Origin of the sequence: Actinoalloteichus sp. GBA129-24, assembly GCF_001941645.1 — a bacterium.
GTDB classification, from domain to species: domain Bacteria; phylum Actinomycetota; class Actinomycetes; order Mycobacteriales; family Pseudonocardiaceae; genus Actinoalloteichus_A; species Actinoalloteichus_A fjordicus.
The window spans coordinates 1,121,048-1,135,303 of sequence record NZ_CP016077.1 but is presented as its reverse complement, the minus strand read 5'-3'; the positions used below and the strand labels follow the sequence as shown (position 1 = coordinate 1,135,303).

Here is a 14,256-nt window from a genome sequence, read left to right as displayed (position 1 = left end):
GCCATGCCTGCTCACCCGCCTGTGTCCAGCAGGGCGCAGAAGTCGCGCAGTCGCGGGTGATCGAACAGCTTCCGCATGGTCACGGGCGCAACCTTCCGGCGGACGACCGCCACAACTCGGCTCGCCACCATCGAATGGCCGCCGAGCTGGAAGAAGTCGTCGAACGGCGACTCGACCGGGACCTCCAGGAACTCGGCCCAGATAGCCGCGACGGCCGTCTCGACCGGTGACAGGGTCGTGTCGTCGGCCCCGTCGGCCGTTCCCGCGTCGGACGCCACGGACTCAGCCGAGCCGGCGACCGTAGTCGGGGACGCGTCAGGGACGAATCGGGTAAGCACGTCGGTCAGCCCGAGAGAATCGATCGGCGCCTCGGGATCGCGCACCAACGCGGCCAGGATCTCCTGGTAGGCGTCCCGGTAACCCGCTGCGGTCTCGCGCGAGTACGAACGCAGCGCGAACTCCCAGTCGAGGACGACCACGGAACCCTCGATATAGGTCCACGTGATGACGTCGAACGGGCCCTCGACCCGGTATGCCGGAACTCCGGACTCCCGTTCGCTACGGGCTGCGGACCCGCCCTTCGCACCTGCGGTGAACATGGTTTTGATCAGGTCGTCGCCCGATCCTCGGCCGGAGCCGTCGAGCTCGGCGATCGCGCGGCTGTAAGGCAGATCCTGATAGTCGAGCGCGTCCATCACGTCGAGGGACACGGCTTCGAGCACGGCCGCGAAGGAGGCAGACGTGTCGATCGTCGACTTGATCACGAGGGTGTTCACGAGCATCCCGACCGTGTCCACGAACCGTCGCGACCGCCCTTCCGTCGCGGTGCCCAGCACCACCTCACGGTCCTTCGACGCGTGGGCGATCATGATCTGCATCGTGCAGAGCAGAACGGTGAACGGGGTGGCCCGCGATCGGCGGGCGTAGTCGAGCACCTCGGCCGCGAGTTCGGGCTGGAGGACGGTCGACACGGAAGAGGTTCGATGGGTGCCCTCCGTCGACCTGCTGCCGCCGTCACCCGGCAGCACGCTGCCACGTGCGCCTGCGAGCCGGTCTCGCCAGTAGTCGAGCTCATCGCGGAGTCCCTGCCCCGCGAGCGCGGCGAGTTGCTGCCGGACCAACTCGGTGTAGCCGGGGGGAGCGGGCGGGAGATCCGGAAGAGTCCCGCGTCGTGCCGCCTGGTGGAACGCCTCGAAATCCTCGAGCACACGCGATAACGACGGTCCATCACACGCGATGTGGTGGGTGGTGATGAGGAGCGACGTGCGCTCCTCGGCGACGCGGATGACGGCGAGCCTGATCGGCAGGTCCGCAGCCAGGTCGAACGGCGCATTCGCCTCGTCATAGAGAGTGGCGGCGAGCCGGTCCGCGTGCTCGGCCGCCGGCACGTCGCGAAGGTCGGTGACCGTGACGGGCAGCGGACCCGGGTCGCTTGACACGACCTGGACGACACCGGACTCGGTCTCATGGAATGTCGTGCGCAGTGCCTCGTGCCGCCGCACCGTCTCGTCGAATGCGAACCGGATGGCGTCCAGATCGAACTCGCCCTCGACGTGGAGGGTCTCGGGGAGGTTGTACGCCGCGCTGGCCGGGTTCAGTTGCCAGAACACCCACAGGCCCTCTTGCAGCGGGCCGATGGGGAGTGTGTCGGTCGTTCGATCGATCAATGGGACCGCGCCCTCGATCTGCGGGGAATGCGCCCCCACCTGGTCATGTGTTGTCATCTCCGCCCTTCGCCACACCGGTGGGACCGAAGTCGTATGAAGTCAGGACACTACCCGCGCTGCCACCCAGCCGGTACCATCCTCGATCAAACACCGGGCCTCTTCGACACCCAGCTCGATCCCGACTTCGCCGAGGATTGGCGGTCAATGGCAATCTGGAAGCACAGCCGCAAAGACGCGATACTGGCGGCTATCAGCGTCGCGCAGTTCGCCATCACGTTCACGCTGGCGAGCACCTGGAACCTCATGCCGCTCGCGGGGCGAATCACCGGTGGAGTCCTGCTCACCGCCATGATGGCCTACAACACCATTGTCGTATCCCACCTGTTCACCCACATGCCCTGGTTCGTGAGCAGCAAGCTCAACGCGGTCGTGTCGATCATCAACTCGGTGAACATCGGCCAGTCGGTTCAGGCGTACGAGTTGACGCATGTCCGCAACCACCACCGGTACAACAATGACCGCCCCGAGGACGGTCAATCGACCCGCGATCGTTCGTCGACGTACCGCCACGGCAAGAATGGCCAACACGAGCCGCTCGTGTCCTACGCGTTGCGCGGGGCCGTGGATTCGATTATCAGCCGGGCCAGGGAGCTGGCGATGGTCGTTCGACTGTGGCGGGTCGGTGCACGCGAGGAGAATCTACTCGCGCTGGCTTCCAAGAAGCCGGACCGGAACAGGCGGGAACTGCGTCAGATCCAAATCGATCGGGCCGCCCACTGCCTGGCGCTGGTCGGCTTAGCGGTGATCTCCTGGCAGTGGACGGTGCTGGTCTACCTGCCTGCGTTCTTCTGCGCACTGACGCTGGTGAACGTGCAGAACTACTACCGTCACTACGGTGCGAACCCGGACTCCCGCATGACCGACTCGGTCAGCCACTACGGCCGGTTCTACAACCTCGTCACGTTCAACGACGGGTACCACCAGGAGCACCACCTGAGTCCGGCCACCCACTGGTCGCAGATGCCCGCGATCAACGCCCGCCACCAGGAACGACTCGCCACTCAGCCGCGCATCATCAGCCCGGTCCCTGCCATGCTCGGTTTCCTCGACCGGCGCCGGTCGCTGCTGCATGAGGGCCAGACGAAGGACCCAAGCTGACGTGATCCCGAATCCTTGCAAGATCGAAGGCTTCTTCGGCCGGTGGGACCCTGAGGTGGAGTACTTCGCCTGTGCCTCCGACGTCGATCCGCTGTCCCTCCGCGACCTGCTGGAGCTGGCCGACGCCGATACCAGGGCATTGTGGAACGGGCTCGAACTCGGTTACACCGAGACCACCGGCCATCCACTGCTTCGCGAGGCGATCGCCGATCAGTACCCGGAGACCGCGGCCACCGAGGTCACCGTGTGCGCGGGCGGCGCCGTCGAAGCGCTGTTCCTGCTCGCGCACACCCTGCTCGGCCCGGGAGACCACGCGGTGGTGGTGTGGCCTGCCTTCGAGTCACTGCACCGGATCGCGCCGTCGCTCGGCGCCACGATCACCGGCGTCGAACTGGACGCCGACAACGGGTGGCGACTCGACATCGACGCCGTGCGGAAGGCACTGCAGCCGAACACCCGCGCACTGTTCGTCAACTTCCCGCACAACCCGACCGGTGCGCTGCCCAGCCACGCCGAGTTCGCCGAGCTGCTCGCGATGGCGGGCGACGCAGGCGTCACGGTCGTCTCCGACGAGGTGTACCGCCATCTGGAGTACGACGACGCCGATACCCTCCCGGCGGCCTGCGATCTGGACGAGCGCGCCGTCAGCGTCGGTGTGATGTCCAAGGCGTACGCCCTGGCGGGGCTGCGCATCGGGTGGTTCGCGACCCGCAACCCGGCCATCACCGCTACGGCCCGAACCCTCAAGGACTACACGACGGTCTGTTCCTCGGCGCCTGCCGAAATCCTGTCGCTGATCGCGCTGCGAGCTCACGATCACCTGATCGAGCGCAGCCGGACGATCATCAAGGCCAATCTCGCCCATGCCGAGTCGTTCTTCGGCAGCCATCCCGACACGTTCGCCTGGGCGGCACCGGCGGCGGGCATGCTCGCGTTTCCACGGCTGCTGCTGCCCGTCCCGGTCGAGGACTTCGTCACCGATCTGGTTCGCGACCAGCGTGTCCTACTGCTGCCCGGAACCGTCTTCGACACCACGGACAACCGGTTCCGGGTCGGGCTCGGTCGTTCGGCACTGCCGCAGGCCTTCGAGCGTATGGAGGAGTTTCTCACCGCCCGCGGACACTAGTGGGACGCGCCGAATGCCACGGTCGTCACGGGTTGTCCTGGTCGGACACCGCAGGGTTTCGCAGCAGGAAGATCCGGGGCTCGAGCTTCCCGATCATCTGGTAGACGCCCCACAGGGCGTTGGCGAGTTCGACGCGGTAGTCGGCATCTCCGAGTTCGGCCCGTAGTTGCTCGGACTTACGGATCAGTCGGGCCGCGTACAACAGCTGCCGGGACGTCAGACCCTCGCCGTCCTCCTCCCAAGCCTCACGCCATTCGGAGCCGATGACGTCGGTCGACTCGATGACTAAACCGGCCGCCGACGCCCGCTTCTGGAAGTCGTCCGGCGACATGCGCTCGGGCGCGACGACCAGGCCGGCGTAGAGCTCGGCTCTCTCCAACGGCTCAAGGCGGTCGGTGGCAAAGGTCTGATACAGCAGCAGGTGTCCGCCGGGCTTGAGAACGCGCCGGGCCTCGGCCAGTGCCCGGTCGGCATCGACGACATGAAAGAACATGTCCCGGCTGAAGATGAAGTCGAACTCGCCGTCGGCAGCGGGGATTTCCTCCATCATGCCGGACCGGATCGACACCTTGCTGCCCAACGGATGCTCGGCCACGGCGGCCCGCGCCTGCTCGTTGTTACTCGCCACTGGATCCACCGAAACGGCATCGCAGCCGAACAGGCTGGCCAGCGCAAGTGAATGCGACGCGTCGCGCCCGCCGATATCGAGCACGAGATCCCCCGGCCCGATGTCAAGATCGTCGACCAGTTCGTACAACATGCTGGATCGCCGGGGCTCAAAACTGCGATACTGAGCCCGGTCGGCCACCTCGAGGTGGCGGGAGGTGTACATCTCGTCGATCGTGATCGAATCGATCTCTGCCATTTGAGTCTCTCCAGGTCGCATCGCAGCCGGAATGCGGGTCGGGGGCGGGAGTAAGATTCACGTGCATCCAGCCGCCACGGCCGGTTGTGGTTGGTGGGAGGATAAGAAGTGCGGGCCGGAGTCGTTGCCTGCGGACAGTCTAGCGCCCTGGTTAATTCGGTTGGCGCGCGAGTAACCTACTCGGCAGGGCGCTAAGCTCATGCCGTTGGTTGAAGAACACACGGAGGCAGCTCGTGAACGAGAACGACGTGGACAACCGGACCTACTCGGTCGTAGTCAACGAGGAAGAGCAGTACTCGATCTGGCTTGCCGGTCGATCGCTGCCTGCCGGCTGGAACGAAATCGGTCACACGGGCAGCAAGACCGAATGCCTGGACTACATCGGCGAGGTCTGGACCGACATGCGACCCAAGAGCGTGCGGCAGGCGATGGACGCTCGCGGATAGCCGACACCGGCTGAAGAACCGCCGCCATCGAGGCCCGACCAAGGGCGCCGTCTTCACCGAACCAGGGGCAATTCATATGGACACGTTCTGGGCCGAGCGCGACTCCCTCGGCCGACTCGGCGCATTGCTCCGCGCGGCGAACTACCGGACCGATCAGCTGCCGACCCTGCTCGCGCTCGATACGTCCAGCGACACCGTCCTGTCTGACATCGGGCGGTTCTCGCTGTACCACCTCGGAGAAGTGTCGCTGATCGACGACCCTGCCGCGGTCCTGTTCGAGTTATTCCTCCTGGGTGGACAGGTGCAGGCGGAACGGTGGAGGCTCCTGGCTCCGGAACTCGCCGCCCTGCTCGTCGACCTCGGGCTGGTCACGATCCTTCCGGATCGCGAAAGGCGCGGCACCGTCGCCATCACCGAGTACCAGGACGGGTTCTTCCTCTCCGACCGGCTGTTCGAGCACGGTCCGGACGGCTTCACCCGAGACTGGCCCGACGGCGGGTGCATGCCGCCGCACGCCTCATCGATCGAACTGCTCCGAGGCGTCGAAGACCTCGATCTGCCGGGCCGATCATTCCTCGACATGGGATGTGGGAGCGGCTTCCTGTCCCAACTGGCTGCTTCGGGTCATCCGCAGCGGGTGGGCGTCGACATCGGCGCCCGATCAGTGGCCTACGCCACCGCGAACGCCGCGATCAACGGTGTCGACGCCCGGTACGTCGTCGGCGACTGCACGACCTACACCGACCCCGCCACCTATTCGCGGATCGCGTTCAACGCTCCGGACAGCACCACCGCGTTCGCTTTCATCAACACCACGCTTCGTGACCTTCTCGACCAGCGAGGCGTCGCACAGGTCTGGTTCGACACGGAGATCACCGCTGCGGACGGGTCACTCGACGGCCTGCTCCGCCGAATGATCCCCGACCGGGACAGCTGGCACCTGAGCACGGCGACCGACAGTTCGTCGCCGTTCACGCTGAGCCGAGACATGGTCCGCGACCGCTGGATACCGCCGCATTCACTGCTGGCCGTCGGGCGGGCTGAGCGGGCCGCTTACCTCGACGCACTCGCCGAACGAGAGGTACTCGAAGTGCAGAGCGTCCTGCTGTCGCTGCGCGCTAGCTGACGCGGTTCACGAACCCCGCATCGACCGGGAGGTCCGTGCCGGTGATGTAGCGGGCCTCGTCCGAGAGCAGGAACGCGACGGCGGCGGTGATGTCGGAAGGCTCCAACAGCGTCACGTTCTGGTCACCCCCACCCTGCTGGGCCTGCGCGTCTACGTACGCCTGCATCCCCTCGTTGACCGCCATCGGGGTGTTGACCGCCGCAGGGTGCACGACGTTGACGCGGATGTTGTCCTCGGCCAGCTCGTTGGCCAGCCCACGCATGATTCCGACGACGCCGTGCTTGGCTGCGGTGTACCCGCCCGCCCGCTGGCCACGCAGCCCCGCGGTCGAGCCGATGAAGACGATCGAACCGCCTCGCCCGCGAGTGACCATGTACGGGATGGCAGCCTGCACGGTGTTCCAGGCCCCGGTGAGGTTCACGGCGATGACGTCATTCCATGCCTGCTCTTCCTGCTCCGGCGTCGTCATCCCGAACTGGGCGGTGCTGATGCCTGCATTCACCACCACGAAGTCCAGCCTGCCGAACTGCTCGACTCCCTCCTGCACGGCCTTTCGCAACGCCGCACCATCACGCACGTCGGCGACCCGGGCGACGACTCGCCTGCCCAGTGCCTCCACCTGTCGCACGGTCTCGGCCATGTCGTCTTCCGACGCCATCGAATAGGCCGCGGATTCGACATCACGACAGATGTCGACACCGATGATGTCCGCACCTTCGGAAGCCAGCCGCACCGCCTGATTGCGCCCTTGACCTCGGCCGATCCCAGTGATGAACGCGACCCTGCCGTCGAGACGATACACAACTCTCCTTACGTCGAATGCTGGCAAATCACTACGCCGACGCAGCCGAGCCCCCCAGCTCTCGGAATTCTCGTCGAATGCGTCCGCCCGGATAGAATATTACTGTTCAGCCGAGTGGGAAGGCGGAACAAGTGCATTGCGATCCACCTTGCCGCTTTCGCTCGTCGGCAAGGTCGGGACCAGTCGGATGTGCTGCGGAATCATGTAGTGCGGCAGTAGGTCGGCCAGGCTGCACCTGATCGCCCGCACGACCCGGTGTGCGTGCTCGGGGTCATCCGCCTCGTGCGTGTGGTGCGGGGCGGCCGCAGTGGACGGAGCCGCGACGACGTGGGCCAGGAGGCTCGAATCGCGCCCGGCGGGACTGTGCAGCACCACGGCGGCGTCGAACACGTCGGGACAGGCTCGCAGCGACGCCTCGACCTCGCCCAACTCGATGCGGTGACCGCGCAGCTGCACCTGATCATCGATGCGGCCGCGGTGGACGTAGCTGCCCGTGGCCTCGTCCCAGCTGGCGAGATCGCCGGTGCGGAAGCAGTGTTCGCTCGATCCGTCGTCGCCGATCCTGGTGGGGAACCGCTCGCGGTTGAGCTCCGCGCGGCCGAGATAGCCGTCGCTGATCCCGGCACCGTCGAGGAGGATCTCGCCGACGTCCCCTGGCTCGACCGGCCGCAGCTGCGAGTCCACCAGTCGCATCCGCACGTGGGACAGCGGCGTGCCGATGAGGGTTCCCGGCGCGGAGCGCGAGAAATCGGCTGCCGTCATCTGTCGCAGCGTCACGTGCACGGTCGACTCGGTGATCCCGTACATGTTCGCGATTGCCGGGCGGCGGTCGGCGGGCAGTGCCGACAGCCACTCCGAGACCGACACCGGGTCGACCGCCTCACCACCGAAGACGACCTGGCGCAGCGCCAGCTCGTCCTGCGGACCGTCACCCGACGCGACGAGATGCCGGAAGATCGACGGAACCATGTTGCACACGGTGACACCGGAACTCGCCAGGAAGGAGACGAACTCCTGCGGGTCCAGCCGCACATTCTGCGGGACGAGGACGATGCGGGCGCCCGACAGCAACGGCCCCCACATCTCCCATACCGAGAAGTCGAAACTGAAGGAGTGGAACAAGGACCAGACGTCGGTGGCCGCGAACGGCATTCGAGCGCGGGCGGCGTCCAGGAGAGCGAGCACGTTGCGGTGCCTGATCGGCACCCCCTTCGGCCGCCCGGTCGAACCCGACGTGTAGATGACGTACGCCGGTGCGTCGGGGCCGACGGGCGGGTGGGCCGTCGACCGACCCTGCGCAGTCGGGGCAGGCATCGCCACACACGGCAGGCCCAGGACCGGTTCCGTCCCCGAGGATTCGCCGAGGACCAGTGTGAGCGCCGAATCCGACGCCATCATGGCCAGTCGCTCGGCCGGATACATCGGATCGAGGGGCACGTAACCGCAGCCGGTCTTCAGCACGCCCAGGATCGCGGCGATCCAACGCGAGTCACGGGGCAGCAGCACTCCGACGAGACCGCCGGGTACGACCCCGGCCGCCATCAGCTCGGCGCAGACCTCGTCCGACCATGCGTCGAGCTGCTGGTAGGTGACACGCTGACCAGCGTCGTCGATCGCGATCGCCGCCGGCGTGGATCCGGCCTGTCGTTCGAACCGCGAGACCAACGAGGTCGAGCCGCTCATGTGATCCAATGTGGTTCCTCACCGGGGAAGAAGGTGGAGTTCGCCGTATATCCGTATCTCAGCGCGGCGAGCTGTGGCCCTGCGGCGCGACTACGTGGTTGTCGGAACCGCGCCCGTCTGCGGGCGTCGACGTGGGGTCGGCGGCAGCGACCGGTAGATCTGCACCATGCCACCGAGCACCCCGCTGAGCCGAGGAAGCGCGGCGTACACCGGGTCCTTCGCGAGGATGGCGTCGACCTCACGCAGGCGCCACATCGGCGTCCTGGGAAACAGGTGATGGACCAGGTGGAATCCTTCGCCGTCGGTCTCGCCGAACAGGAAACGAGTCCAGAACCCGTAGTCCCGGTTCCACGACATGTAGAGGTCTATGCGCGGCGCGTTCTCGATGAGCGGGAAGTGCTCCATCAACTCGGCTACCGCGCCGATCCAGACCTGCGTGGTCACCAGCGGAACGAACCAGAGCAGGATCAACCACAGCCACCAGTTGGCGACCACCGCCCACGCCAGCACGGCGACGAGCAAGGTGATGCGCAGGGCGCGCTCGAACGGCGCCTCGTCCCTCGACCAGATCCGGTGCCGCAGCAGGTAGAGGATGTACGAGCCGGTGGACCTCGGGCCTACCACCTTGCGCAGATAGCGGTTCAACGCCGGGCGACCCAGGTTGTCGCCGCACAGGCCGTTGTCCTTGTACTGGCGGTAGTCGGGATCGCGCTCCGGGTCGCCCAAGCGGCCGTGGTGTTCGCCGAGATGCGATGCGCGGTACGCGGTGAAGCTCTGCAGCACCGGGTACCCGCCGAAGACGGCGCCCAGGACGCTGCCGACCCGATGGTTGGCCATGAACGCACGGTGCGTGGCCATGTGCAGCACACCCGCCACCGCGCGCTGGCGGCCGCCGATGAAGAAGGCAGCGAGCAGGTACACCGGGATTGACGCCCAGAGCGTCCAGTTGTTGAAGGTCCACACCGACGCCGCACACCAGAACGCGATCCAGAACCAGTGCCGGGCGAGTTCGGTGGGACCGCGCCAGTTGTCCGGGCGAGACGCGACGCGGACGGCGTCGAGAATCTCCGGAGCGAACCGATGTCGAGCCCCTCGACCACCGGACATGGTGTCAGAGAAAGTCGGCGACATGATCAGATCCTCTCCAACTCAACCGATACGTTCTACAGAGCCGGGATCACACCGCACGGACCTGTCGAGGAGCGTGCCGATCGACTGGTCCGGTTCGGCCAGCGCCGCGTCCAGGGTGGCCATCAGGTCGGCCTGCCACTGCGCGGCGGACTCCGTGTCGAAGGCGTCGGCGGCGTACTCGATCTCGCCGACCAGACCGGTCGCTTCGTTGCGCGCCGTCCAGGTCAGTGCCGTCTTGGCTGTTCCGGAGTGCACGAAGTGCTCGACGATGGTCAGTCCCGCGATGCCGTCGAGGCTGTCGAGCGGTGTGGACTGGAACCCGAACATCGCCTGGAAGATCGGCGGAGCGCCTGCTCGGGCGCTGCGCGACGCTCCATCGGCTGCATCGGCGAAGGGCAGGTCCTGGTTCGTCAGGGCTTCGGCCATTGCCGCGTCGACGTCGGCGACCACATCGCGAAAACTCATGGCCCGGTTCAACCGGGCGCGCACCGCGACCGTGTTCACGAGGTATCCGATGATGTTCTCGGTACCTGGTCGGTTACGGCAGGCGACCGGCAGGCCGACTACCGGCTCGTCCGTGCCGATCGCACGGCTGAGGGCGAGGAAGAAGGACGCGAGAAGGACGGTGTACGGAGTGGACCGACACTCCTGGGCAACGCGCTTGACGGCCGCGGTGTCGATGGCCGAGGGCGGCAACCGCAGGGCGAAGCCGTCCGTGCCCACGCGGGCCCCGGCCGCTCGCCCCGTTCCCAGCTGCGCAGGCTCAGGGGCGCCCGTCAGCTGTGTCGACCAGTACGCCCGCTGCGCTGCCGCCTCCGGCCCCGCCAACCAGCGTTGCTGCCACACGACGTAGTCGGCGTACTGCACGGCGACGTCCGGCAGCGGTCGGCCCTCGTAGAGCGCCGCGAGTTCGTGCCAGAACACGGCCAGCGACCAGGCATCGAACACCGCGTGGTGCACGTCGAGCAGCCACAACCACTCGCCGTCGAACTGGAACGCCGACGAGCGCAGCAGCGGTCCCGTGCCCAGGTCGAAGGTGCCCCCGGCCGCGGTCTGGACGCGCTCGGCGGCGTCGGTGAAGTCGTCGGCGCGGACGACCTCGGTCCGGACCGGCTCGGCGGGGCGGACGTGTTGCCACACCGTGCCGCCCTTCTGGACCAGCACCGTCCGCAGTGCCTCGTGCCGGGTGACGATGGCGGTCAGGGCGGCGTCCAGGCGTTCGATGTCGAGCGGTCCGCGGATCCGATAGCAGACCGGGATCGCGTACAGGGGCGCACCTCGGTGCACCTTGTCGAGGTACCAGAGCGCCTGCTGTCCACGCGACGCGGGCTGCCACTCCTCGCGGTTCGCGGCGGGAGCGATCGCGTACTCGGCGGCGCCTGCGCCGCGGAGCCGCGTCACCGACGCGGCGATCCCGGCGACGTGCGGGGCCGCGCGGAACTGGGTGAAGGTCAGTGCCACACCGGTCACCTCGGCGACCCGGCTCAGGATCTGCATACCCTGCAGCGAGTCCCCGCCGATGGAGAAGACGTCCTCGTGTCGGTCGCTGACCGACACGCCGAGAACGTCGGCGACGACCATGGCGACCGCGCGTTCGAGCGTGGTCATGGCCGCGACGTCGAGACGGCAGGCTCGTGCCTCGCCGATCGACGGCAAGGCGGCTCGTGACACCTTCCCGTTCAGCGGCGAACGCGGGATCTTGTCCAGCAGCACGATGTGCGTCGGCAGCGCGGATTCGGGCAGCCGCTCGACCAGGCGGGCCTTGATCTCGGCCTCCGAGACGTCGGGCCCGGTCTCGACGTACGCGACGAGGGACGACCCCGCAGTCCGGTTCTGGACCACGACGGCCACGGCGTCCGTCACGCCGTCGAGTTGATGCAGCGCGCTCTCCACCTGGCCGAGTTCCACCCGCTGCCCGCGGATCTTCACCTGGCGATCGGAACGGCCGAGGAAGGAGAGCGTGCCATCGGGCATCCGGGCGGCGCGATCGCCGGTCCGGTACATCCGCGCACCGGACGACCCTTGCGGGTCCGGACGGTAGCGGTCGGCTGTCATCGCCGGAGCTCCGTAGTAGCCGCGGGTCACCGGCGGGCCGCCCACCCACAGATCGCCGGGCTCGCCGTCGGGCACGAGCCGCAACTCGTCGTCGAGGATGTACAGCGCTGCCTGCGCGAACGCACGGCCGAGCGACACCAGGGCATAGTCGGAACCGTCGGAGCCGCCGATGCCGTCGCGGGCGGGATGGTGCAGGGCGACGCTGATCGACGTCTCGGTCGGCCCGTAGTCCGACACCCAGTTGATCCGTTCCGCACCCGGAACGCCGTACCAGGCCGTCAGCTTGTCGACGAGGATCTTGTCGCCGCCGATGAACACGGTGCGCAGGCTCGGCGGCAGGCTCACCACGCCTGCCACCAGGTCGTCGACCCACAGGTGCCAGTAGGCGCTGGGCAGGCTGACCATCGTCACCGACAGCCGCTCGATGAGCCCGGTGAACTCCCAGCTGGTGAACTTGCTCTGTGCCGGCATCACCACCGCGCCTCCGGCCAGCCACGCCGGGAGGATCTCCTCGAGCGCGGCGTCGAAGGCCATCGCCGTGGACTGCAGCGAACGATCCTGTGGGCCCAGCGACAGTTGGTCGCGCAGCGCCCGCGCGTGGTTGACGAAGCTCGCGTGCGCGGCCGCGACCAGCTTGGGCTTACCCGTCGAGCCCGACGTGAACACGCAGTACGCGAGGTTAGACGGGTGCAGCTCTACTGACGGCAGGGCCGTGGGCGGACTCGACAGGTCGAGGCCGTCGAGATCGATCGTATGCACCCCGGCGAGATCCACCGCGACGGGACCATTGCCGATCAGCAAGGTCACTCCTGCGTCGGAGACCATGCCCTCGGCGACGTCGCGCGGCAGCGACGCGTCGATGGGGACGTAGGCCCCGCCTGCCTTCCAGATCGCGAACATCGCCACGAGGAGCAGGGGCGACGGCTCCATGCTCACGCCTACCAGGCGTTCTGGCCGAACACCGCGCTCGACGAGCAGGGTGGCGAGCACGGTGGCCCGCTGATCGAGTTGGCGGAAGGTGTAGGTCCCGCCATCCCAGACCACTGCCACCGCGTCCGGGGTCTGCTCGGCCTGCGCCTCGATGAGCCGGTGCACCAGGCGCCCCACCGGCTTCACAAGTAGGACCGCAACTCGCCACGGCGGCGAACGTCGGTCGTCGCGCAATGGAACGAACCACCGAAGCTGTTGAAGTTGCGGAACGGACAGGGGACCGGAGTGATGCCCCAGCTCTCGGCCAGCCGCTGCATCGGCACGTCCTGGGCCTCCACGAGCATGTGCTCCTCGTCGATCATCAGCACGTTCATGTTGATCCACTTGCTGGTCATGTACAACGGGTGGCTGTCGGGTATGACCGGCGTGGGCGCGACTCGCACCTCCCAGTCCTTCAACAGGCTGGGCACCTCCGGCACCCGCTCGGCCTGGATGAGCAGCTTCCCTGGAGCGAGCGGCACCAGGCTCGCGTCGATGTGCATCGGGTGGTCGTCCTCGAGCGTGACCTCGTGGACGCGATAGTCGTCACCGAGGTGCCTGCGCAACCATTCGATGCCCATCCCGTTGGTGACGTGGCTGCGCTGGGCGAAGATGTCCCGGCCGAAGCGCATGAAGTCGGCCGCGTCGAAGGTCGGCTCGTACTCCGTGATCACCGAACGGAACGGCTCGCCGTCGGGCTGATCCGTCCAGTCTTCCACGTACAGGTCATCGTGCAGCTCGGGCTTCGGCGCCGAAGTCCACCGCGCCCCGCGCCGGAAGTAGTCCTTCAGCAGTGGTCGGAACGCCGACACAGAGTGGTACCGCGACCGCCATGCCATCGGCGCTTCGATGATCTCGTCACCGACGACGAGCAACAGGTCCCGCGGCATGGCGTCGTACAGCCCGGTGCTCGACCAGCCGGGAACGCCATAGGAGGCAGAGTGATCACGCGGTTCCGGCCGACGCACCACGACGCCCATGCTTTCGAGGATCTCCGCGAGCTGATCGAGCTCATCACGCGCGGCGGCCACCTGGTCGGCCGGGAACGGCTGCCCGGCCCGCTGCTGGAAGATCTCGCGTTGCGCCGCCGACAGCGGCGCGCCGACGGCGACATGCCATGGCGGAAAATGGGCATTGTCGACAATTCCAACAATAACTTCCTCGAGCGGGTCCCATTCGTTGTAACACTCGACCGGGCTTGACGCCGCAGTCGCCGTGCCAAGAGCAT

At 67.2% G+C, this 14,256-nt stretch carries 12 protein-coding genes; 5 read left to right on the top strand and 7 right to left on the bottom strand.

All coding sequences use genetic code 11. The features are described from left to right. Positions 1 to 11: 11 nt before the first annotated feature. Positions 12 to 1,724, bottom strand: coding sequence for a condensation domain-containing protein (locus UA75_RS05220; protein ID WP_083682940.1), 1,713 nt, complete (start codon positions 1,722 to 1,724; stop codon positions 12 to 14). Positions 1,725 to 1,760: 36 nt separating this feature from the next. On the opposite strand from UA75_RS05220, the gene UA75_RS05215 reads away from it, so the two are divergent. Together UA75_RS05215 and UA75_RS05210 are read left to right on the top strand one after the other, a co-directional pair. Then, on the top strand, positions 1,761 to 2,825 hold the full coding sequence (locus tag UA75_RS05215) for a fatty acid desaturase family protein (protein WP_232237636.1): 1,065 nt from the start codon (positions 1,761 to 1,763) through the stop codon (positions 2,823 to 2,825). A 1-nt stretch (position 2,826) separates the two neighbouring features. After that, a complete protein-coding gene (locus UA75_RS05210) occupies positions 2,827 to 3,951 on the top strand; it encodes a pyridoxal phosphate-dependent aminotransferase (RefSeq protein WP_198042934.1) in 1,125 nt (374 codons plus the stop codon). A 25-nt stretch (positions 3,952 to 3,976) separates the two neighbouring features. Here UA75_RS05210 and UA75_RS05205 read toward each other — a convergent pair whose 3' ends face one another. Further along, positions 3,977 to 4,837: a class I SAM-dependent methyltransferase gene (locus UA75_RS05205; RefSeq protein WP_083682939.1), complete on the bottom strand. Its 861-nt coding sequence runs from the start codon at positions 4,835 to 4,837 to the stop codon at positions 3,977 to 3,979. A 212-nt stretch (positions 4,838 to 5,049) separates the two neighbouring features. On the opposite strand from UA75_RS05205, the gene UA75_RS05200 reads away from it, so the two are divergent. Together UA75_RS05200 and UA75_RS05195 are read left to right on the top strand one after the other, a co-directional pair. Then, entirely contained in the window at positions 5,050 to 5,262 is a 213-nt protein-coding gene (locus UA75_RS05200) for an MbtH family protein (protein ID WP_075739284.1), read from the top strand. A gap of 76 nt (positions 5,263 to 5,338) precedes the next feature. Next, positions 5,339 to 6,388 (top strand): methyltransferase, encoded by a 1,050-nt coding sequence (locus tag UA75_RS05195; RefSeq protein WP_075739283.1) that lies wholly within the window; start codon positions 5,339 to 5,341, stop codon positions 6,386 to 6,388. Here UA75_RS05195 and UA75_RS05190 read toward each other — a convergent pair. The 5 genes from UA75_RS05190 to UA75_RS05170 all read right to left on the bottom strand — a co-directional run bounded on the left by UA75_RS05190 (position 6,381) and on the right by UA75_RS05170 (position 14,008). Further along, positions 6,381 to 7,190, bottom strand: a complete 810-nt coding sequence (locus tag UA75_RS05190) for a mycofactocin-coupled SDR family oxidoreductase (protein WP_075739282.1) — start codon at positions 7,188 to 7,190, stop codon at positions 6,381 to 6,383. The genes UA75_RS05195 and UA75_RS05190 overlap by 8 nt on opposite strands. Before the next feature lie 99 nt (positions 7,191 to 7,289). Continuing rightward, positions 7,290 to 8,873 carry an amino acid adenylation domain-containing protein gene (locus UA75_RS05185; protein WP_075739281.1) on the bottom strand — a complete coding sequence of 528 codons (1,584 nt, stop codon included), beginning with the start codon at positions 8,871 to 8,873 and terminating at the stop codon, positions 7,290 to 7,292. 90 nt (positions 8,874 to 8,963) lie between these two features. Next, complete coding sequence (locus UA75_RS05180; RefSeq protein WP_075739280.1) at positions 8,964 to 9,980, bottom strand: fatty acid desaturase; 1,017 nt, start codon at positions 9,978 to 9,980, stop codon at positions 8,964 to 8,966. Between the two features lie 42 nt (positions 9,981 to 10,022). Further along, positions 10,023 to 13,175 (bottom strand): non-ribosomal peptide synthetase, encoded by a 3,153-nt coding sequence (locus tag UA75_RS05175; RefSeq protein WP_075739279.1) that lies wholly within the window; start codon positions 13,173 to 13,175, stop codon positions 10,023 to 10,025. After that, positions 13,172 to 14,008 (bottom strand): amidinotransferase, encoded by an 837-nt coding sequence (locus UA75_RS05170; protein ID WP_232237635.1) that lies wholly within the window; start codon positions 14,006 to 14,008, stop codon positions 13,172 to 13,174. Before UA75_RS05170 ends, UA75_RS05175 begins: the two co-directional genes overlap by 4 nt. Between UA75_RS05170 and UA75_RS34340 the strand changes: the two genes are divergently transcribed. After that, positions 13,970 to 14,230, top strand: coding sequence for a hypothetical protein (locus tag UA75_RS34340; protein ID WP_232237634.1), 261 nt, complete (start codon positions 13,970 to 13,972; stop codon positions 14,228 to 14,230). The genes UA75_RS05170 and UA75_RS34340 overlap by 39 nt on opposite strands. Positions 14,231 to 14,256 lie beyond the last annotated feature (26 nt).

Bases quoted from the DNA above. Each gene is read 5' to 3' on its own strand.
- UA75_RS05180 (WP_075739280.1), bottom strand. From the start codon at position 9,980: ATGTCCGGTGGTCGAGGGGCTCGACATCGGTTCGCTCCGGAGATTCTC.
- UA75_RS05170 (WP_232237635.1), bottom strand. From the start codon at position 14,008: ATGGGCGTCGTGGTGCGTCGGCCGGAACCGCGTGATCACTCTGCCTCC.
- UA75_RS05220 (WP_083682940.1), bottom strand. From the start codon at position 1,724: ATGACAACACATGACCAGGTGGGGGCGCATTCCCCGCAGATCGAGGGC.
- UA75_RS05215 (WP_232237636.1), top strand. From the start codon at position 1,761: ATGAAGTCAGGACACTACCCGCGCTGCCACCCAGCCGGTACCATCCTC.
- UA75_RS05185 (WP_075739281.1), bottom strand. From the start codon at position 8,873: ATGAGCGGCTCGACCTCGTTGGTCTCGCGGTTCGAACGACAGGCCGGA.
- UA75_RS05195 (WP_075739283.1), top strand. From the start codon at position 5,339: ATGGACACGTTCTGGGCCGAGCGCGACTCCCTCGGCCGACTCGGCGCA.
- UA75_RS05205 (WP_083682939.1), bottom strand. From the start codon at position 4,837: ATGCGACCTGGAGAGACTCAAATGGCAGAGATCGATTCGATCACGATC.